A 19,966-nucleotide genomic window follows, 5' to 3' on the forward strand; every position below is an offset into this window, starting at 1 on the left:
AATTTCCTTTCATTGCGTTTCGGTTACCCAGACAACACGGCGCGTCAGCAAACGTTCCACCTGAGTTTGAAAGAATCCCTGCGCCGCACGATCATGGGCGTCTACCTGCTGACATCAGTTGCGCTGGTCGCGCGGCTCTCATACAAAACGCCCATGCGTCATCTCATCATTCCAGCCCTTCTCGCGACTGTCCTGCCAACCACCATGGCGCAAGCACATCCGCATATTTTTGTCTCAGTCGAGGTAAGTGTTGTCTTTGAGGACGACGCACCTGCGGCTGTGAACCTTGCGTGGATTTACGACGATTACTTTTCACTGTTGATCACGGCTGATCTGGGCATTGATCTAGACGGTGATATGGTTCTGACGGAAGACGAAAAAGCCACGCTCGCCGCATCGGTCACGGAATGGCCTGCAGATTTCAAAGGTGATCTTGAGGTCATGCAGGGTACCGACGTCATCGCGCTGGCCGGGCGCACCGATCACACAATGACGTTCGAGAACGGTATCATGCGCGAAATGCACAGCCGTCCGATAGAAGCGCTGTCTGATCCCGACGCTCCGCTCACGATCCGCGTCTATGACCCGTTCTACTATGTCGCCTACGAACTGGTCGGCGATGTCACAATCGAAGGCCGCGATGATTGCAAAGCGACGGTGACGCCCGCGAATTTGGACGCGGCGTACACGATGGTCGAGGAATTGCTCTACGGACGTCCCGCGTCTGATGTGGGGCCGGACGAAGAATTCCCCGAAGTTGGCGTCGCCTTTGCAGATACGATTGAGATCACATGCGCAACATCGCGTTAATCCTGCTTTGCGCCATCGTCGCCGTGATCGTTTGGCTGTGGGGCTTTGGCGGCGCTGATGTTGTCAGCAGGTGGGCCACAACCACGCAGCGCGATGTGCAAAACAGTATGGCGGCAAGCCTGCGCGCGTTGAAAGCTGGACAACCAGGCGCGTTGCTGGGGTTGTGGGGGCTATGCTTTACCTACGGATTTGTTCATGCCGCAGGGCCGGGTCACGGCAAGCTGGTGATTGGTGGATACGGCGTCGGGGCACGGGTCGCAGCAACGCGGCTCGCGGGCTTGGCTGTGCTGTCGTCGTTGGCCCAAGCGGCATCGGCCGTTATTATGGTTTACGTGGCAATCTGGGCTTTGGGCTGGGGCCGCGAACAAATGACTGCTGCCGCCGATAAATTCTTTGCCCCGCTTAGCTACGCATTGATTGCTGCGGTTGGTGTCTGGCTGATCCTGCGCGGGGTGCGCCACTACATGCAGACCCGAAAGCAATCGCAAGGCCATGATCATCACCACCACGACCACGCCGACGACGGTGTTTGCAATCACTGCGGTCACGCGCATGGCCCCACGCCAGAGCAAGCCGCGAATGTACGCTCGATCCGCGATGCCTTGGCCGTCATTGTCTCTATCGCGATTCGTCCCTGTACGGGGGCGGTGTTCCTGCTGATCCTGACCCATGCGCTGGGCGTGTCGTGGGCTGGCATTATCGGCGCGTTTGTGATGGGCGTCGGCACCGCGCTCTTCACAGGCGTCATAGCCTTTGCGGCTGTTGGGTTGCGCGAAAGCGCGCTGGCGCAGATCGCGGGCGGCACCCGCACAGCGGTTGTTTTGGCTGCCGTGCAGATGCTCGCAGGGGCCACGATTGCGATGGTTGCGATCCAGCTGCTATTACGGGCCATCTGATCCGCTCAAGGAAAATGCCATGTCTGGACCAATCGCTGACCCACAAACGTTGCATCCTGTGATTTTACCGGACGGCACGCCGCATGAAGGCACGGTATTTCTGGCGCCGGCCGTAGCACATCACACCAAGTTCACAGTCGGCGAATACACCTACGCCAGCGCTCACACAGCGCCCGCCGATTGGGCGTTTCACCTCGCGCCATATCTCTATGATTTCTCACCAGAGGCCCTGACCATCGGCAAATTCTGCCAGATCGCGGACGGGGTCACGTTCATCACCGCCTCGGCCAATCACCGCTACGACGGCTTCTCTAGCTATCCGTTCATGATCTTTGGCGGCAGTGCGGCGTCGATGCCGAAGGCTGGTCCAGACACGACCATCGGCAATGACGTTTGGATCGGGCAGGGGGCAACGATCCTTCCGGGCGCGCAGATCGGCAATGGCGTGATTATCGCAGCGAAATCCGTGGTGCGTGGCAATATCCCAGACTACGCCATCGTCGGCGGCAATCCGGCAAAAATTTTGCGGATGCGGTTCGACGAGCCCACGATTGCCGCGCTGCTGGACATCGCGTGGTGGAATTGGCCCATCGCCAGAATCCAAGCCGCTGACGCCGCGATTGTTGGCGCTGACCTCGCCGCGTTACGTGACGCCTGACATCTGATCCGCCAGCGCGGTGACGCGGTTCAACTCTGTCGTCATCGCATTGCGTCCCGCTTCGATCTGGTCATCAGTCGCCTTGCGTGGGACCGCCACGTCAAGCCGATCAAACACAATCGCGCCGCGGGTAAAGGGCAGAGGGACTATCATACTGTCCCACGTTTTCAAAATCCGGTGCCGCTTGGTCGCAAACGCATAACCGTAAATCGGGCGCTGCATGATCCGCGCCCATTCAAGCGGCGCGTCTTTCACCGCAAACCCCGGACCCGTTGGCCCATCTGCGGTGATGCCGATACTGACACCTTCTTTGGCGCGTTTCATCACCACCCGCGACGCGGATACATTCGACCGTCTCGCGGACATCTCAATCGGTTGCAGCCCGAAATACGCCTGCAACGCACCCGCGGCCCGTCCAATCGGGGCGGTGTCATGCAAACAAGACAGCGACCCTGCGCGGCGCGGCCAATGCGGCGCGATCATCAGCAACCGACCATGCCACAGCGCACAGAGAACCGGACCATCCGCCAGTTCTTCCTCTAACGCATCAACGCCGTGCACGTCCCATTTCGACGTCGCAATACACAGCCGCAGATACCAGCCGATCAACGTCGCAATGACACGCGCCAAGGCTGGCGATTTTTCAAGACGGCGGCGGAAATTGGACATCGAGCGGCTCTGATTTGGAAAGACTTTCCTTTGATGCGCTTTTTTATCGCGCAAAGGCAAGGCGGGGCTTGAATATCAAATAAACTGCGGGTAGATCGACACTTGGTCAAAGTAGGGGCGTAGCTCAGTTGGTAGAGCGCCGGTCTCCAAAACCGAAGGTCGTGAGTTCGAGTCTCTCCGCCCCTGCCAGACCACCGATTCTGCCCGCGCAAGTGGAGGCACCATTCACATGACATCCCAAACATTGCCGACCACGATTGTGCTGCATCTTGGCGCACATAAAACGGCCAGCACGCATTTACAGCACGCGATTACGGCAGCATTGCCGATTGACGGCGTGACCTTTGCGGGACCGCAGGCATTGCGCGGGGTGGGCAAAAGCCTGCCAGAACTGTTCGGCTTTCCGTTCGATCCCGACAGTGCGACGGCCTCTGACCTGCCGCCGCAAGCGGCGTTGATGGCGCTGGCGGATGGTGCGGATCGTCTTGTGCTATCCGAAGAAACCTTTGCCGGAAAACTGCAACGCGGGTGGGGGCGCATCCCGACGCCGCTTTATTTCACAGCGCCTGGTCGTGTCGTACAACTGGCGCGTGCTTTCGCAGAGGCGGGTGGTCCAGCGATTGATCTGTGTCTCGGGATACGGAACCCGACGGGTTATCTCGGGTCGGCCTACAGCCAGATCCTAAGCGGCAACAGGGCCGTGTTGCCTGACAAATTCAAAGAGCATAATCCGTTCACCGTGGTGGATTGGGCCGACTACGTGCAGCGGTTGCGTGCGTGCAAAGGCGTGCGGTCACTGACGGTTTGGCGCTATGAGGACTACGCTGACCTGTTCCCGGCGATCTGTACTGCGATGGTAGGCACGCCTGACGTCACGCCACTCGATGAACGCATTCAACCGCGCTTGTCAGAGCAAGCCGTGGATACGATTCTACTGGCAAAGCAATGGACCGGCGCTGCGTTCAAGCGCGAAGCGGCAGAGGCGTTGCCGACTACCGCGAGCAACCCGCCCTACGACCTCTACGACGCGCAAACGCATACCGCATCGCGGGCCTTTTATGCCGATCAATGCCGCGCGATTGCAGCGATGCCCGATGTGACGTTTTTGCAGAAATAATGCCGATCAACGCAAGCGGCGCGTGACCGCTTGAAAACCCTGCACAGACTGCGTATGTGACCCGAACAGAAGTAAAGGACCGCGACCCATGGCCAATCCAGTCAGATTCATCAACGAGACCCGCGCAGAAGTTGCCAAGGTTGTCTGGCCGTCCCGTCGCGAGGTCGTCATGACCACGATTATGGTCTTCATCATGGCGACATTGACCGCGATCTTCTTCTTCCTCGTCGACCTTTTGATCCGCAGCGGCCTGCAAGGCGTGCTGAGCTACTTCGGTAGCTAAAGCCACGCATTCACGCCGTTATGAACGGGCTACGGCCCGCGCTTCGGACGTAATGACCTGTACTCACATCGACGCGCCCACCGCTGGCATCCCATTTTGACGCCCTAACGTCCGCTCCGCGTTGTAACCACGCAGCCGATATACGTCGGAAATCTCACGTCACCCCCTTGAAAACATTGGTCTGGGGCGGTACGACGCCTCAACTTTCGGGAAAGGCGTGCGGCGAATCAAGTTGCGCGCCGCTTTTTATTGACCCGCGCAAACGGTGTAACCGCTTGTGATAATTGGAACTTTGCGGCTCTGTCCGCAATCGGCAAAGGTGCTTTTTCATATGGCCAAACGTTGGTATTCTGTAAGCGTCCTCTCGAACTTTGAGAAAAAGATCGCAGAGACCATTCGCCAAAAAGCGGAAGAGCAAGGTTTGGCTGACCAAATCGAAGAAGTGCTGGTTCCCACCGAGGAAGTGATCGAAGTCCGTCGCAACAAAAAAGTGACAGCCGAACGTCGCTTTATGCCGGGCTACGTTTTGGTCCGCATGGATATGTCCGACGAGGGCTACCACCTGATCAACTCGATCAACCGCGTCACAGGTTTCTTGGGCCCGCAAGGTCGCCCGATGCCAATGCGCGATGCTGAAGTAAAAGCGATCCTTGGTCGCGTTGAAGAAGGCCAGGAGGCCCCACGCACGCTGATCAGCTTTGAGATTGGCGAGAAAGTTAAAGTTTCGGACGGTCCGTTCGAAGATTTCGACGGTATGGTGGAAGAAGTGGACGAAGAGAACCAGCGCCTCAAGGTGACTGTGTCTATCTTTGGCCGCGCGACACCCGTCGAATTGGAATACACGCAGGTTGTGAAACAATAATCTGCGCGTTCAGACGTGGGAGAAACGGTCTACGGACCACTTCGAACCACGGCAAACCGCCTCACTTAGGTGAGGCATTGTAGGGCAAGCAATCGCTTGTCGCTGAAAAAGGAGAGGCCACATGGCCAAGAAAGTAGTCGGGACGCTTAAGCTGCAAGTGCCAGCTGGTAAAGCAAACCCATCCCCACCTGTAGGCCCAGCACTGGGTCAACGCGGTATCAACATCATGGAATTCTGTAAGGCCTTCAACGCGAAGACCCAAGAGATGGAAGCTGGCGCACCTTGCCCGACTGTCATCACTTACTACGCAGACAAATCCTTCTCGATGGAAATCAAGACGCCACCAGCGTCCCATTACATCAAGAAAGCCGCTAAACTGACATCCGGTTCGAAAACACCGGGCCGCGCAGTTGCAGGTTCCATCACTGGTAAGCAGGTTCGTGAGATCGCTGAAGCCAAGATGAAAGACTTGAACGCGACGTCCATCGAAGGCGCAATGCTGATCATCGCGGGCTCTGCTCGCTCTATGGGCATCGAGGTGAAGTAATGGCTAAATTTGGTAAGCGCACAACTGCAGCGCGCGCAGCATTTGCAGGCAAAGCAGACGTCACCGTTTCCGAGGCTGTTGCCTTGATGAAGGACAACGCAAAAGCGAAGTTCGACGAAACAATCGAAATCTCCCTCCAGTTGGGTGTTGATCCACGTCACGCAGACCAAATGGTTCGCGGGACTGTATCTTTGCCAAACGGCACAGGTAAAACAGTACGCGTTGCTGTGTTTGCACGTGGCGAAAAAGCTGAAGAAGCAAAAGCAGCTGGTGCGGACATCGTTGGTGCAGAAGACCTGATGGAAACAGTTCAGGGCGGCACAATCGAATTTGATCGTTGCATCGCGACACCTGACATGATGGGCGTTGTTGGCCGTTTGGGTAAGGTCCTTGGACCACGTAACCTGATGCCAAACCCACGCGTTGGTACTGTGACTATGGACGTTAAAGCTGCTGTTGAAGCGGCTAAAGGCGGCGAAGTTCAGTTCAAAGCGGAAAAAGCCGGCGTTGTTCACGCTGGTATCGGCAAAGCGTCCTTCACAGCGGCTCAGCTTGAAGAAAACGTTAAGGCATTTGTTGACGCGGTTCAGAAGGCACGTCCTTCCGGCGCAAAAGGCACATACATGAAGAAGATCGCAGTATCTTCGACAATGGGCCCAGGCGTGACATTGTCCATCGCAAACGCGACTGGCAACTAAGCCTGCTGTAGGCTTCGTCCTACGTTTGAAATGAAGAAGCGGCCCTTCGCGTGCGAGGGGCCGTTTTTTTGTGTGGGGGGGGCTGCTGTGCGGACAAAGCTACAACACACAGTTTGCTGCATGTGAAAATTGCGCACAATAATTGCGAGCTGATTATCAGGAATTTGGGAGAGGTGAATTTGAGTGAAATTTTTGAGAAACGGTTTGTCGTCTTTATTGACATATTGGGGTTCGGGGCAATGGTCAGCGCTGCATCGAAGGATCCAGACGGCAAGATCGCGAAGCGCGTTGATCAGGCGTTATCAATCATACACAAGATGAGCCTGCTTGAAGTAGACGTTGTTGACACGACGGGCAGCATTAATGGCTTTCATAGCCACATATTCTCTGACTGTATTGTGATGTCCGTCAAGCCAGAGTCATTTGCGGTGTCAAAACTTTTCATTGAGTTGGCCAGATTGACAGTGGACTTAATGTCCATTGGTGTTTGGATCAGGGGAGGAATGTCCCATGGTTTGATTTCAAAAAGAAGATCAACACCTTGGGGGCCTTCGGTGGTCGAGGCGTATAACGTTGAAAGTCAGTTGGCGGTCAATCCTCGCATCGCGCTCAGCAAAACAGCGCATGATTTTGTTGTGACCCAGATGGACCGAAAACAAGAAGAAAGCCTCATTGTCCGTGATGAAGATGGCATCTGGTCGTTGGCTCCATTCGTTTGGGCTCTAAGGAGCAGCTACGAGCAGAATGAAATTCTTACGGAGGAAAAAGGGAACTCGATTAAGAAACACCTTGAAGTTGCGCATAGAGACACTGTCGATAATCCAAAGGTGTTCAAAAAAATCGACTGGCTTTCGTGGCAATGGGATACTCACGTTAAACCAAGGAATGGTCATCCAAGGTTTGATTGCAGAACTCACTTTGGAAAAAGTCGCGACCTTGTTGACGTATACGCGAGAGCAAGAGACAGTTAGGGCTCGAATCGGACATTAGCCGCATTTGCCTCTATGCTACGATTGTCCAAACACCACGCTGTAGCAATTCTTCCACAAACCCTTGGCAAATCCCCCACCCCCCGTTAAAGCATCCTCAGGGGCTGAACGATTGATTCGTGCAGTCCTATATTCGTCCGAGACGGTGGGTTGGCCCATAAGCCATTAATTCCTGCCTGAGACGGGATAGACCAGAATTTTCGAGGCTCAACCTCGGTCCTGATGGCTCCCCCGTATATGTGGACCTAGACTGTTGGATGGCTTGCCATTCAGCAAAATTGAGCCGGAGGGGATACCCTCCAAACTTGGAGTGAAACTGTGGATAGAGCACAAAAAGAACAGCTGGTCGATGAACTCGGCCAAGTCTTTGAAAGCTCTGGCGTTGTAGTGGTTGCCCGCTACGAAGGCATGACAGTTGCCGAAATGCAGGACCTGCGCGCACAAATGCGTGACGTTGATGGGTCCGTACGCGTTGCCAAGAACAAGCTCGCCAAAATCGCCCTCGAGGGCAAGCCATGCGCAAGCATCGGTGAATTCCTCGAAGGTATGACTGTTCTCGCCTATTCCGAAGATCCTGTCGCTGCGGCGAAGATCATGGATGGCTATGCTAAGACAAACGATAAACTCGTTATTCTTGGCGGTGCTATGGGTGAGACTGCTCTGGACGTAGCTGGTGTGAAAGCCGTTGCCGCGATGCCTTCCCGCGAGGAGCTTATTGCTTCTATCGTTGGTTGTATCGGTGCACCTGCAAGCAACATCGCTGGGGCCATTGGCGCGCCTGCTTCGAACATCGCAAGCATTCTCTCTACGATCGAAGAGAAAGCTGCATAAAGCAACTTGGATTGACTTAGGGGCATCTGCCCTGACGTTGGAACACACTATTTAGAAATGGAAAAGCAAATGGCTGATCTGAAGAAACTTGCTGAAGAGATCGTTGGTCTGACCCTTCTCGAAGCACAAGAACTGAAAACCATCCTCAAAGACGAGTATGGCATCGAACCAGCAGCCGGTGGCGCTGTTATGATGGCTGGCCCTGCTGATGGCGGTGCTGCTGCAGAAGAGAAGACTGAATTTGACGTCATTCTCAAAAATGCTGGCGCATCTAAAATCAACGTCATCAAAGAAGTTCGCGGCATCACAGGTCTTGGCCTGAAAGAAGCTAAAGACCTCGTTGAAGCTGGCGGCAAAATCAAAGAAGGCGTTCCTGCTGCTGAGGCTGAAGAAGTCAAAGCTAAGCTGGAAGCAGCTGGCGCGGAAGTTGAAGTGGCCTAAGCCATCTTCGATTGAAGTAATGAACCCGGTCTGCAGCAATGCAGGCCGGGTTTTTCTTTTGGGGCAGGGCGCATTGGTATCGGCGGACTTGTTAACCAATTGCAATTTTAGCATTGCGTAACAGGCCATCGCGGCGTCATACTGTACATCATCGCGCCGAATGCGTGATTGATCCTGAACTGACGTTGCGCCACGACTCGTTCGCCGCACATATAAAATGTGTTGATTTTTGGGATTGACCTTGAACTCTATCCGAATCTCTCTTACTTGGGCGGTTCGTTCGGCAACTATGGCATCGCTAAAAAATTAAAATCTAAACATGCTTATCTTTCAAAGCGCCACTTTAGCGCGTTTTGACAGGTAAGTTTGGTCGTTTCGGGAGAGATGTTTGGGAAACATCTCGGGTATTGAAACGGTCCTGCCGCAAATCGGACGCATTCTGGTCGCCCAGCCAAGATGCGTTCTGACATTATGGAGACCCGGCTGATATGGCTCAATCCTTCCTCGGTCAGAAGCGCCTGCGTAAATACTACGGTAAAATCCGCGAAGTTCTGGAAATGCCGAACCTTATTGAGGTTCAAAAATCGTCATACGACCTGTTCCTGCGTTCCGGCGACAGCGACACCCCGCTAGACGGCGAAGGCATCAAGGGCGTTTTTCAGTCGGTTTTCCCGATCAAAGACTTCAACGAGACTGCCGTTCTTGAATTCGTAAAATACGAGCTTGAGAAACCAAAATACGACGTCGAAGAATGCCAGCAGCGCGATATGACGTATTCAGCCCCGCTGAAAGTCACATTGCGCCTGATCGTATTTGATGTGGACGAAGATACTGGTGCGAAGTCAGTAAAAGACATCAAAGAACAAGACGTATTCATGGGCGACATGCCTTTGATGACGCCAAACGGCACTTTCGTTGTCAACGGCACAGAGCGTGTTATCGTTTCCCAGATGCACCGTTCGCCGGGCGTGTTCTTTGATCACGACAAAGGTAAAACTCACTCTTCAGGTAAGCTCTTGTTCGCATGCCGGATCATTCCTTATCGTGGTTCATGGCTCGACTTTGAATTCGACGCCAAAGACCTCGTGTTCTGCCGGATCGACCGTCGTCGTAAATTGCCTGTCACAACTTTGCTGTACGCACTTGGTTACGACCAAGAAGGCATCATGGACGCCTACTACAACACAGTTGATTACAAGCTGGATGCGAAAAGCCAGTCTTGGACAACGAAATTCTTCCCAGAGCGCGTGCGCGGCACACGTCCTGCGCATGATTTGGTTGACGCGGCAACTGGCGAAGTCATCGCTAAAGCTGGCGAAAAAGTTACACCACGGTCCGTTAAGAAACTGATCGACGAAGCTAAAGTCTCTGATCTTTTGGTTCCGTTCAACCAGATCGTTGGCAAATTCGTTGCACGTGACATCATTAACGAAGAAACCGGCGCAATCTACGTTGAAGCTGGCGACGAGCTGGTTCTCGAAATGGACAAAGCTGGCGACGTGATCGGCGGTACGCTGAAAGACCTCGTTGATGCGGGCATCACAGAGATCCCTGTTCTGGACATCGACAACATCAACGTGGGCGCATACATGCGCAACACGATGGCGGCTGATAAAAACCTGAACCGCGAAACTGCGCTGATGGATATCTACCGCGTGATGCGCCCAGGCGAGCCACCAACCGTTGATGCGGCCTCTGCGCTGTTTGACACATTGTTCTTCGATTCCGAGCGTTACGACCTGTCCGCTGTTGGTCGCGTGAAGATGAACATGCGTCTCGATCTGGATGCCGACGACACAATGCGCACACTGCGCAAGGACGACATCGTTGCTTGTATCAAAGCGCTTGTTGAACTGCGTGATGGCAAAGGCGACGTGGACGATATCGACCACCTCGGCAACCGTCGTGTGCGTTCTGTTGGCGAATTGATGGAAAACCAGTACCGTGTTGGCCTGCTTCGTATGGAGCGCGCGATCAAGGAACGTATGTCTTCTGTTGAAATCGACACAGTCATGCCACAAGACCTGATCAACGCGAAACCTGCTGCGGCAGCTGTGCGTGAATTCTTCGGGTCTTCCCAGCTGTCCCAGTTCATGGACCAAACCAACCCGCTCTCGGAAGTCACGCACAAGCGTCGTCTGTCCGCGCTTGGACCCGGTGGTTTGACACGTGAACGTGCTGGCTTTGAAGTACGTGACGTTCACCCAACACACTACGGCCGTATGTGTCCGATTGAGACACCGGAAGGGCCGAACATTGGTCTGATCAACTCACTCGCGACATTTGCGCGTGTGAACAAATACGGCTTCATCGAAACACCATACCGCAAGGTTGTAGACGGCAAGGTCACAGACGATGTGTCCTACATGTCCGCAACCGAAGAGATGCGTCACACTGTAGCTCAGGCCAACGCTGGCTTGACCGACGAAGGCGTGATCATCAACGATCTGGTGTCGACACGGAAAAACGGCGACTACACACTGAGCCCACGTGAAAATGTTGACTTGATCGACGTTTCGCCAAAGCAGTTGGTTTCTGTTGCTGCGTCCTTGATCCCATTCCTTGAAAACGACGATGCGAACCGGGCCCTGATGGGATCCAACATGCAACGTCAGGCGGTTCCATTGCTTCAGGCAGAGGCACCACTGGTCGGGACTGGTATCGAAGAAGTTGTAGCACGCGATTCCGGTGCGGCTTACATGGCGAAACGTGCGGGTATCATCGACCAAGTTGATGCGCAGCGTATCGTTATTCGTGCCACCGAAGACCTCGGTCTGGGTGATGCGGGCGTCGACATCTACCGTATGCGTAAATTCCAGCGGTCCAACCAAAACACCTGCATCAACCAGCGTCCGCTGGTGAAAGTGGGCGAAAAGGTCACCAAAGGTCAGGTTATCGCTGACGGTCCATCCACAGATATGGGTGAATTGGCTCTGGGTAAAAACGTGATCGTCGCGTTTATGCCTTGGAACGGCTACAACTACGAAGACTCCATTCTGATCTCCGAGCGTGTGACACGCGACGACGTCTTCACTTCGATCCACATCGAAGAATTTGAAGTCGCGGCACGTGACACGAAACTTGGGCCTGAAGAAATCACACGCGATATTCCAAACGTAGGTGAAGAAGCGCTGCGCAACCTTGATGAAGCCGGTATCGTGTATATCGGTGCTGAAGTTGGGCCTGCAGACATTCTGGTTGGTAAGATCACACCAAAAGGCGAAAGCCCGATGACACCGGAAGAAAAACTTCTGCGTGCCATCTTTGGTGAAAAAGCATCCGACGTGCGTGACACGTCCTTGCGTCTGCCACCGGGTGACTACGGTACGATCGTTGAAGTGCGTGTGTTTAACCGCCACGGCATCGAAAAAGACGAACGTGCGTTGCAGATCGAGCGTGAAGAAGTTGAACGCCTTGCGCGCGACCGTGACGATGAGCTGGTCATCCTTGACCGGAACATCTACGCGCGTCTGCACTCGATGATCATCGGCAAAACTGCTGTCAAAGGTCCAAAAGGGTTCAAATCGAACTCTGTTGTGACTGAAGAAGCATTGGCCGAATTTGGTCGCGGTGCGTGGTGGCAATTCGCCCTAGAGGCCGAAGGCGATGCACAAGTCGTCGAAGCCCTGAACGAGCAGTACGAAGCGCAAAAGCGCATGATGGATGCCCGTTTTGAAGACAAAGTCGAAAAAGTCCGTCGTGGTGACGATTTGCCACCGGGCGTGATGAAGATGGTCAAAGTCTTCGTTGCGGTGAAGCGTAAGCTGCAGCCGGGCGATAAGATGGCTGGTCGTCACGGCAACAAAGGTGTTATTTCCAAGGTTGTACCAATGGAAGACATGCCATTCCTCGCGGATGGGACACCTGTCGACTTCTGTCTGAACCCACTCGGCGTGCCTTCACGTATGAACGTTGGTCAGATTTTGGAAACACACATGGGCTGGGCCGCACGCGGTCTGGGTATCCAAGTGGACGAAGCATTGGGTGAATACCGCCGCTCTGGCGACATGACACCAGTGCGTGAAGCTATGCGCATCGCTTACGGCGATGATGTCTATGCGGAAGGTCTGGAAGGCATGGAGCAGGACGATTTGCTCGAAGTCGCAGGCAACGTCACACGCGGTGTTCCAATCGCCACACCAGTCTTCGATGGTGCCAAAGAAGCAGACGTCAACGACGCGCTGACACGGGCTGGTTTCAGCACGTCAGGCCAGTCGGTTCTGTTTGATGGCCGCACAGGTGAGCAGTTTAGCCGTAAGGTGACTGTGGGTGTGAAATACCTGCTGAAACTGCACCACTTGGTCGATGATAAGATCCACGCACGGTCCACAGGACCATACTCGCTCGTCACGCAACAGCCGCTGGGTGGTAAAGCCCAGTTCGGTGGTCAGCGCTTCGGTGAGATGGAAGTTTGGGCATTGGAAGCATACGGCGCGGCATACACGCTGCAAGAGATGCTCACAGTCAAGTCGGATGACGTTGCTGGCCGTACCAAAGTGTACGAGTCGATCGTCAAAGGCGAAGACAACTTTGAAGCTGGCGTGCCAGAATCCTTCAACGTGCTCGTGAAAGAAGTCCGGGGTCTCGGCCTCAACATGGAACTCCTGGATTCGGAGGATGAGGAATAAGAATTTTCCTGAAAATTCTTGGGGATCGATTTTTCTAGAAAAATCGGTTCCCGACCTCTCCCCTTCGCGCCCTATTCAAGGAATTGAAAATGAACCAGGAACTGACAAACAACCCGTTTAACCCGATCACACCGGCGAAAACGTTTGACGAAATCAAGGTCTCTTTGGCCTCACCAGAACGGATCCTGTCATGGTCCTTCGGTGAGATCAAAAAGCCGGAAACCATCAACTACCGTACCTTCAAACCAGAGCGGGACGGCCTGTTCTGTGCGCGTATCTTTGGCCCGATCAAAGATTACGAATGCCTGTGTGGTAAATATAAGCGCATGAAGTATCGCGGCGTTGTCTGCGAGAAATGTGGTGTTGAAGTTACGCTTCAAAAAGTACGTCGCGAACGTATGGGCCACATCGAACTGGCTGCACCTGTTGCGCACATCTGGTTCCTCAAGTCGCTTCCATCCCGGATCGGCCTGATGCTGGATATGACGCTGCGCGATCTTGAGCGTATTTTGTACTTTGAAAACTACGTTGTCATCGAACCGGGTCTGACAGAGCTGACCTATGGTCAGTTGATGACCGAAGAAGAATTCAACGACGCCCAAGACATCTATGGCATGGATGCGTTCCAAGCCAACATCGGTGCCGAAGCGATCCGCGAAATGCTGTCCCAGATCGACCTTGAAGGCGAAGCAGAGCAGTTGCGTGCTGACCTGAAAGAAGCCACTGGCGAATTGAAGCCGAAGAAGATCATCAAACGTTTGAAGATCGTCGAAAGCTTTATCGAATCTGGCAACCGTCCCGAGTGGATGGTTCTGACAGTGATCCCTGTGATTCCGCCAGAATTGCGCCCACTGGTGCCTCTGGATGGTGGCCGTTTTGCGACGTCCGATTTGAACGACCTTTACCGTCGTGTGATCAACCGGAACAACCGTCTGAAGCGACTGATCGAGCTGCGCGCGCCTGACATCATCGTTCGTAACGAAAAGCGGATGTTGCAGGAATCTGTCGATGCGTTGTTCGACAACGGTCGTCGTGGTCGCGTCATCACAGGTGCGAACAAACGTCCATTGAAATCCCTCAGCGATATGCTGAAGGGTAAGCAAGGTCGCTTCCGTCAAAACCTTTTGGGTAAGCGCGTCGACTTCTCTGGCCGTTCGGTCATTGTGACGGGTCCTGAATTGAAACTGCACCAGTGTGGTCTTCCCAAGAAGATGGCGCTCGAGCTGTTCAAACCGTTCATCTACTCGCGTCTTGAGGCCAAAGGTCTGTCTTCCACTGTGAAGCAAGCCAAGAAATTGGTCGAAAAAGAGCGTCCAGAAGTCTGGGATATCCTCGACGAGGTTATCCGCGAGCACCCAGTCATGCTGAACCGTGCGCCGACATTGCACCGTCTTGGCATTCAGGCGTTCGAACCAGTTCTGATCGAAGGTAAAGCCATCCAGCTTCACCCGCTTGTGTGTTCTGCGTTTAACGCTGACTTTGACGGCGACCAAATGGCGGTTCACGTCCCACTGTCCTTGGAAGCACAGCTTGAAGCACGTGTTTTGATGATGTCCACGAACAACGTTCTGTCACCGTCCAACGGTGCGCCGATTATTGTTCCGTCACAGGATATGATCTTGGGCTTGTACTACACCACAATCATGCGGAACGGCATGGTCGGTGAAGGTATGATGTTCTCTGACATCGAAGAAGTAGAGCACGCTTTGACCGCTGGTGAAGTTCACCTGCACGCCAAAATCCAAGCGCGTATGCCGCAGATCGACGACGAAGGTAACGAAGTGATGGTTCGCTTTGAAACGACACCGGGTCGTCTGCGTCTGGGTGCATTGCTGCCACTGAACACAAAGGCACCGTTTGCCCTTGTGAACCGTCTTCTGCGGAAGAAAGAAGTGCAGCAGATCATTGATACGGTCTACCGCTACTGTGGTCAGAAAGAATCCGTGATTTTCTGTGACCAGATCATGACAATGGGCTTCCGCGAAGCGTTCAAGGCAGGCATCTCGTTTGGTAAAGACGACATGGTTGTTCCTGAAACAAAGTGGCCGCTGGTTGGCGAGACACGCGATCAGGTGAAAGACTTTGAACAACAGTACATGGACGGCCTGATTACTCAGGGTGAAAAGTACAACAAAGTTGTCGATGCATGGTCAAAATGTAACGACAAAGTCACTGACGCGATGATGGCAACGATTGGTACAACACCAATCATGGAAAACGGCTCTGAAGGTGAACCAAACTCGGTTTACATGATGGCTCACTCCGGTGCCCGTGGTTCGGTTACACAGATGAAACAGCTGGGCGGGATGCGCGGCTTGATGGCTAAGCCAAACGGCGAAATCATCGAGACACCAATCATCTCGAACTTTAAAGAAGGTCTGACCGTTCTCGAGTACTTCAACTCGACACACGGTGCTCGTAAGGGTCTGTCAGATACGGCTTTGAAAACAGCGAACTCTGGTTACCTGACACGTCGTCTTGTTGACGTCGCTCAAGACTGCATCGTCCGTGAGGTCGATTGTGGAACTGAGATGGCGATTACTGCTGAACCAGCAGTGAACGATGGCGAAGTGATTGCGACACTTGCTGAACGTGTTCTTGGTCGTGTGTCCGCGGATGACGTTATCCGTCCAGGCACTGACGAAGTGATCGTTGCAGCAGGCGAGTTGATCGACGAGCGGACATCTGATCTGATCGACGTTGCGGGCATTTCCAAAATGCGCATCCGTTCACCACTGACATGTGAGGCCGACGACGGCGTCTGTGCGATGTGCTACGGTCGTGACCTTGCCCGTGGTACTCGCGTCAACATCGGTGAGGCCGTCGGCATCATCGCGGCGCAGTCCATTGGTGAGCCTGGTACACAGTTGACGATGCGGACATTCCACATCGGCGGCGTTGCACAAGGTGGTCAGCAGTCCTTCCAAGAGGCATCGCAGCCCGGTAAAATCCGTTTCGACAACGCAAGCTTGCTGGAAAATACAGCTGGTGAGAATGTCGTCATGGGCCGGAACATGGTGCTCTCGATCGAAGACAGCGAAGGCACTGAGTTGTCCAAGCACAAAGTCGGCTACGGTTCCAAAGTCTTCGTCAAAGAAGGTCAGGACATCCTGCGCGGCGACAAACTGTTCGAATGGGATCCGTTTACGCTTCCTATCATCGCTGAGAAATCAGGTACTGCGCGCCACGTTGACCTCGTCAACGGTATCGCTGTGCGTGAAGAAACCGATGACGCGACAGGCATGACACAGAAGATCGTGACTGACTGGCGTGCAGCACCAAAAGGCAATGAACTTGCACCGAAGATCATTGTTGTCGGCGCTGACGGCGAGCCTGCTCTGAAAGACGACGGTAACCCAGTATCCTACGGCATGTCCGTTGATGCGGTTCTGTCTGTCGAAGACGGTCAGGAAATCTCTGCTGGTGACGTTCTTGCGCGTATTCCGCGTGAGGGTGCCAAGACCAAGGACATTACCGGTGGTTTGCCACGGGTTGCGGAATTGTTCGAAGCACGTCGTCCAAAAGATCACGCGATCATCGCCGAAATCGATGGTTACGTGCGCTTTGGCAAAGACTACAAAAACAAGCGTCGCATCGCGATTGAATCTGCTGATGATGCAGACATCAAAGTCGAATACATGGTGCCTAAGGGTAAGCACATTCCAGTTGTGGAAGGTGACTTTGTCCAAAAGGGCGATTACATCATGGACGGCAACCCTGCTCCGCACGATATTCTTGCGGTTATGGGCGTCGAAGCTTTGGCTGACTACATGATCGACGAAGTTCAGGACGTTTACCGTCTGCAGGGCGTTAAGATCAACGATAAGCACATCGAAGTCATCGTGCGTCAGATGCTCCAGAAATGGGAAATCCAAGACAGCGGCGACACAGTTCTGCTCAAGGGCGAAACTGTCGATAAAGCTGAATTCGATGAAGCCAACGCCAAAGCGCTGAAGCGTGGCGACCGCGTTGCAACAGGCGAGCCGATCCTCTTGGGGATCACCAAAGCGTCATTGCAAACACGTTCGTTCATCTCTGCGGCGTCGTTCCAGGAAACCACGCGGGTTCTGACAGAGTCTTCTGTTCAGGGTAAGCGCGACAAACTGGTCGGCCTCAAAGAGAACGTCATCGTGGGTCGTCTGATCCCTGCGGGTACAGGTGGGGCAACCCAGCGTGTGCGCAAGATCGCGACTGATCGTGATAACGTCGTTGTTGAAGCACGCCGTGATGAGGCCGAACAAGCCGCAGCACTCGCCGCACCAACACCGTCGGACATGAACGATGATGTTGTTGGCGCAGACGTTTTCGACACAATCGTCGAGGAAACGCCGGATAGCCGCGATTAATCTGACCCGTCAGATCTAAGACTTCAAAAGGCCCCCGCAGTTCGCTGCGGGGGCCTTTTTCTTTGCCAGCACGGTCATTTTCAGTCGTGGCGCAACCGCAGTTTGCAGCGCCCAGGTCACGTGCAATCCATTGGTGTAGCACGGTTAAAGTTTAACCACTTGGTCAGGTTCTCCCGACTTGATCGGTTAATAGCGCTGCCCTAGCGTCAACTGTATGCACGCAATTTTCGTGCGTGACGACACGCCCACTGGAAAGAAATAATCATGTCCATTCGCAAACTGGCGCATCCCTTTGCTGCACCGCAAAATGGGGTGGCCGTCATTAACTTGATCGTAACGACCGTGATGTACTTTGGCGCAATCGCCATAGGGGCCGTCTATTTTGGCAACTATCCCGTCATGGCGCTCGCGATCATTGTCTTCGCTGGCGGTGGCATCCGCTTTTTCGGGGCGCAGCACGACTGTGGCCACGCCGCACATTTCAGCAATCGCAAGGTTAACACCATCGTCGGCATCGTCCTCGGCGCCTTCACTGCGCATCCGTTCTACGCGATGCGCTACAATCACAACCTGCACCACCGTCACATTGGCAACCTCGATGAACGCGAAGCCCACGAAGTCCTGACATGGACCGTCGCAGAATACCACGCAGCGGGTTTCTGGGGCAGGGCGTTCTACCGCACCTACCGCTCGATCCCCGTAATCTATTTCTTCGGGCCGATCTTCATCTTCTTCCTACGTTACCGAATCCCCAAGAACGTCAGCAAAACAGGCTGGCTGGATGTCATCATGCAAAACGGGCTGATGTTCGGACTTTGGTATGCGATCTACACCATCGGCGGCAGCACAGCCTTCGCGTTCTTCATGATCGCCAACGTCTTTGCCGCGTGTTTCGGCACCTTCATGGTCTACGCGGGCCACAACTTTGAAGAGGCGTATTGGGAACACGAAAACGCAGTCGATTTCGAAGAGGCATCGCTGCAAGGCTCTAGCGTTCTGGATTTTGGTCCGATCTTCCACTTCCTGACCTACAACTTCGCCTACCACGATCTGCACCACCTCTACGTCAAAATTCCGGCCTACCGTCTCAAGGCATGTCACGACGCATTGGCCCATGTTCTCGAACCCACAAAAATGGGCTGGGGCGAGGCAATCGCCTGCGTGAAATGGAAACTCTGGGACGAAGACAGCAAACGCATGGTTCGGTTTTCTGACGTGAAAGAACCCGTCGCCCTGCAGCTCGCCGAATAATCTGGCGCAGCCATTAGGCCGCTGCTACGGATGAGCCATGGCGATCTTGACAGACAACATGCGCGGCGCGCTCTTTATGGTGGGGGCGATGACGGCCTTCACGGTGAACGATGCGTTCATGAAAACCGTGTCAGCTGACCTGTCGCTGATGCAGTCGATTTTCCTGCGCGGCGCAATCGTGATGCCGCTGCTGTTTGCGTTGTGTAAATTGATGGGGCAGCTACGTTTCGACCTGAGCAAGCGTGACTGGATGCTCGTGGCAATCCGCACAACCGCTGAAGCAATCAGCGCGTTTTTGTTCATCACAGCCCTGTTTAACATGCCGCTCGCCAACGTCAGCGCGATCCTTCAGGCGCTTCCGCTCACGGTCAGCTTGGCTGCGGCGTTGTTTTTCAAAGAACCGCTTGGTTGGCGTCGTATCACCGCGATTATCTTCGGGTTTACGGGTGTGCTGCTGATCGTCCGTCCCGGTGGCGAAGATTTCAACGTCTTTTCACTCTACGCAATCGCCGCTGTACTGCTCGTGACCGTGCGCGATCTGGCCGCGCGGCGCATGTCCCGCAATGTGCCATCCACGCTGGCCGCCGCCATCGCCGCATCCGGTGTCACGCTCATGGCCGCACTTGGATTGCCGTTCGACACATGGGCACCGGTCGAGCTGCATCATCTCGCCCTACTTGGCGGCGCTGCGGTGTTTGTAATCGGGGGATATGTGTTTTCGGTCGCCGCGATGCGGGTCGGTGAAATCGGTTTTGTCGCACCGTTCCGCTACACAAGCCTGCTGGTCGCATTGGTGCTCGGCTACATCGTATTCGGAGAAATCCCCAAGCTGTTAACCTTCATCGGGGCAGGGATTGTGGTCGCGATGGGGATGTTCACGCTCTACCGCGAGCAACGTGTCAAAAGGCGGCTGGCCCGTCTCGCAGGCCAGCCACGATGA

The 19,966-nt window shown here is 54.3% G+C and carries 16 protein-coding genes and 1 tRNA gene; 16 read left to right on the plus strand and 1 reads right to left on the minus strand.

What is annotated here, in order from left to right; all coding sequences use genetic code 11:
- Nucleotides 1–12 precede the first annotated feature (12 nt).
- Genes FHS72_RS01525 through FHS72_RS01535 form a run of 3 tightly spaced genes read left to right on the plus strand, consistent with a single transcriptional unit; the run spans nt 13 to nt 2,364 of the window.
- Entirely contained in the window at nt 13–810 is a 798-nt protein-coding gene (locus FHS72_RS01525) for a DUF1007 family protein (RefSeq protein WP_246414416.1), read from the plus strand.
- Complete coding sequence (locus FHS72_RS01530; protein WP_183524500.1) at nt 792–1,706, plus strand: nickel/cobalt transporter; 915 nt, start codon at nt 792–794, stop codon at nt 1,704–1,706. The genes FHS72_RS01525 and FHS72_RS01530 overlap by 19 nt, the downstream gene beginning before the upstream one ends.
- Nucleotides 1,707–1,725: 19 nt before the next feature.
- Nucleotides 1,726–2,364 carry a CatB-related O-acetyltransferase gene (locus FHS72_RS01535; RefSeq protein ID WP_183524503.1) on the plus strand — a complete coding sequence of 213 codons (639 nt, stop codon included), beginning with the start codon at nt 1,726–1,728 and terminating at the stop codon, nt 2,362–2,364.
- On the opposite strand, the gene FHS72_RS01540 is transcribed toward FHS72_RS01535, so the two are convergent.
- Nucleotides 2,350–3,033: a lysophospholipid acyltransferase family protein gene (locus tag FHS72_RS01540; RefSeq protein WP_183524504.1), complete on the minus strand. Its 684-nt coding sequence runs from the start codon at nt 3,031–3,033 to the stop codon at nt 2,350–2,352. The genes FHS72_RS01535 and FHS72_RS01540 overlap by 15 nt on opposite strands.
- 113 nt (nt 3,034–3,146) lie before the next feature.
- On the opposite strand from FHS72_RS01540, the gene FHS72_RS01545 reads away from it, so the two are divergent.
- The 13 genes from FHS72_RS01545 (at nt 3,147) to FHS72_RS01605 (ending at nt 19,966) form a co-directional block, all read left to right on the plus strand.
- Nucleotides 3,147–3,222 (plus strand) — tRNA-Trp (locus FHS72_RS01545).
- A 40-nt stretch (nt 3,223–3,262) separates the two neighbouring features.
- Nucleotides 3,263–4,150 carry a hypothetical protein gene (locus tag FHS72_RS01550; protein ID WP_183524507.1) on the plus strand — a complete coding sequence of 296 codons (888 nt, stop codon included), beginning with the start codon at nt 3,263–3,265 and terminating at the stop codon, nt 4,148–4,150.
- An 88-nt stretch (nt 4,151–4,238) separates the two neighbouring features.
- Nucleotides 4,239–4,433 (plus strand): preprotein translocase subunit SecE, encoded by a 195-nt coding sequence (gene secE, locus FHS72_RS01555; RefSeq protein ID WP_183524510.1) that lies wholly within the window; start codon nt 4,239–4,241, stop codon nt 4,431–4,433.
- A gap of 331 nt (nt 4,434–4,764) precedes the next feature.
- Nucleotides 4,765–5,295, plus strand: coding sequence for a transcription termination/antitermination protein NusG (gene nusG, locus FHS72_RS01560; RefSeq protein ID WP_183524513.1), 531 nt, complete (start codon nt 4,765–4,767; stop codon nt 5,293–5,295).
- 121 nt (nt 5,296–5,416) lie between these two features.
- Nucleotides 5,417–5,842, plus strand: coding sequence for a 50S ribosomal protein L11 (gene rplK, locus FHS72_RS01565; RefSeq protein ID WP_183524516.1), 426 nt, complete (start codon nt 5,417–5,419; stop codon nt 5,840–5,842).
- Complete coding sequence (gene rplA, locus FHS72_RS01570; protein WP_183524519.1) at nt 5,842–6,540, plus strand: 50S ribosomal protein L1; 699 nt, start codon at nt 5,842–5,844, stop codon at nt 6,538–6,540. The genes rplK and rplA overlap by 1 nt, the downstream gene beginning before the upstream one ends.
- A 179-nt stretch (nt 6,541–6,719) precedes the next feature.
- Nucleotides 6,720–7,511 (plus strand): hypothetical protein, encoded by a 792-nt coding sequence (locus tag FHS72_RS01575; protein WP_183524522.1) that lies wholly within the window; start codon nt 6,720–6,722, stop codon nt 7,509–7,511.
- A gap of 336 nt (nt 7,512–7,847) precedes the next feature.
- Nucleotides 7,848–8,360, plus strand: a complete 513-nt coding sequence (rplJ, locus tag FHS72_RS01580) for a 50S ribosomal protein L10 (RefSeq protein WP_183524525.1) — start codon at nt 7,848–7,850, stop codon at nt 8,358–8,360.
- A 69-nt stretch (nt 8,361–8,429) separates the two neighbouring features.
- On the plus strand, nt 8,430–8,801 hold the full coding sequence (gene rplL, locus FHS72_RS01585; protein WP_183524528.1) for a 50S ribosomal protein L7/L12: 372 nt from the start codon (nt 8,430–8,432) through the stop codon (nt 8,799–8,801).
- 488 nt (nt 8,802–9,289) lie between these two features.
- Nucleotides 9,290–13,429, plus strand: coding sequence for a DNA-directed RNA polymerase subunit beta (gene rpoB, locus FHS72_RS01590; protein ID WP_183524531.1), 4,140 nt, complete (start codon nt 9,290–9,292; stop codon nt 13,427–13,429).
- Nucleotides 13,430–13,518: 89 nt separating this feature from the next.
- The gene (gene rpoC, locus FHS72_RS01595; protein WP_183524534.1) at nt 13,519–17,775 is read left to right on the plus strand and encodes a DNA-directed RNA polymerase subunit beta'; all 4,257 of its coding nucleotides are present in this window, start codon (nt 13,519–13,521) and stop codon (nt 17,773–17,775) included.
- 264 nt (nt 17,776–18,039) lie between these two features.
- On the plus strand, nt 18,040–19,026 hold the full coding sequence (locus tag FHS72_RS01600; protein WP_183524537.1) for a fatty acid desaturase: 987 nt from the start codon (nt 18,040–18,042) through the stop codon (nt 19,024–19,026).
- A gap of 37 nt (nt 19,027–19,063) precedes the next feature.
- Nucleotides 19,064–19,966 (plus strand): DMT family transporter, encoded by a 903-nt coding sequence (locus FHS72_RS01605; RefSeq protein ID WP_183524540.1) that lies wholly within the window; start codon nt 19,064–19,066, stop codon nt 19,964–19,966.

Source organism: Yoonia ponticola (genome assembly GCF_014199395.1).
Classification (GTDB): Bacteria; Pseudomonadota; Alphaproteobacteria; order Rhodobacterales; family Rhodobacteraceae; genus Yoonia; species Yoonia ponticola.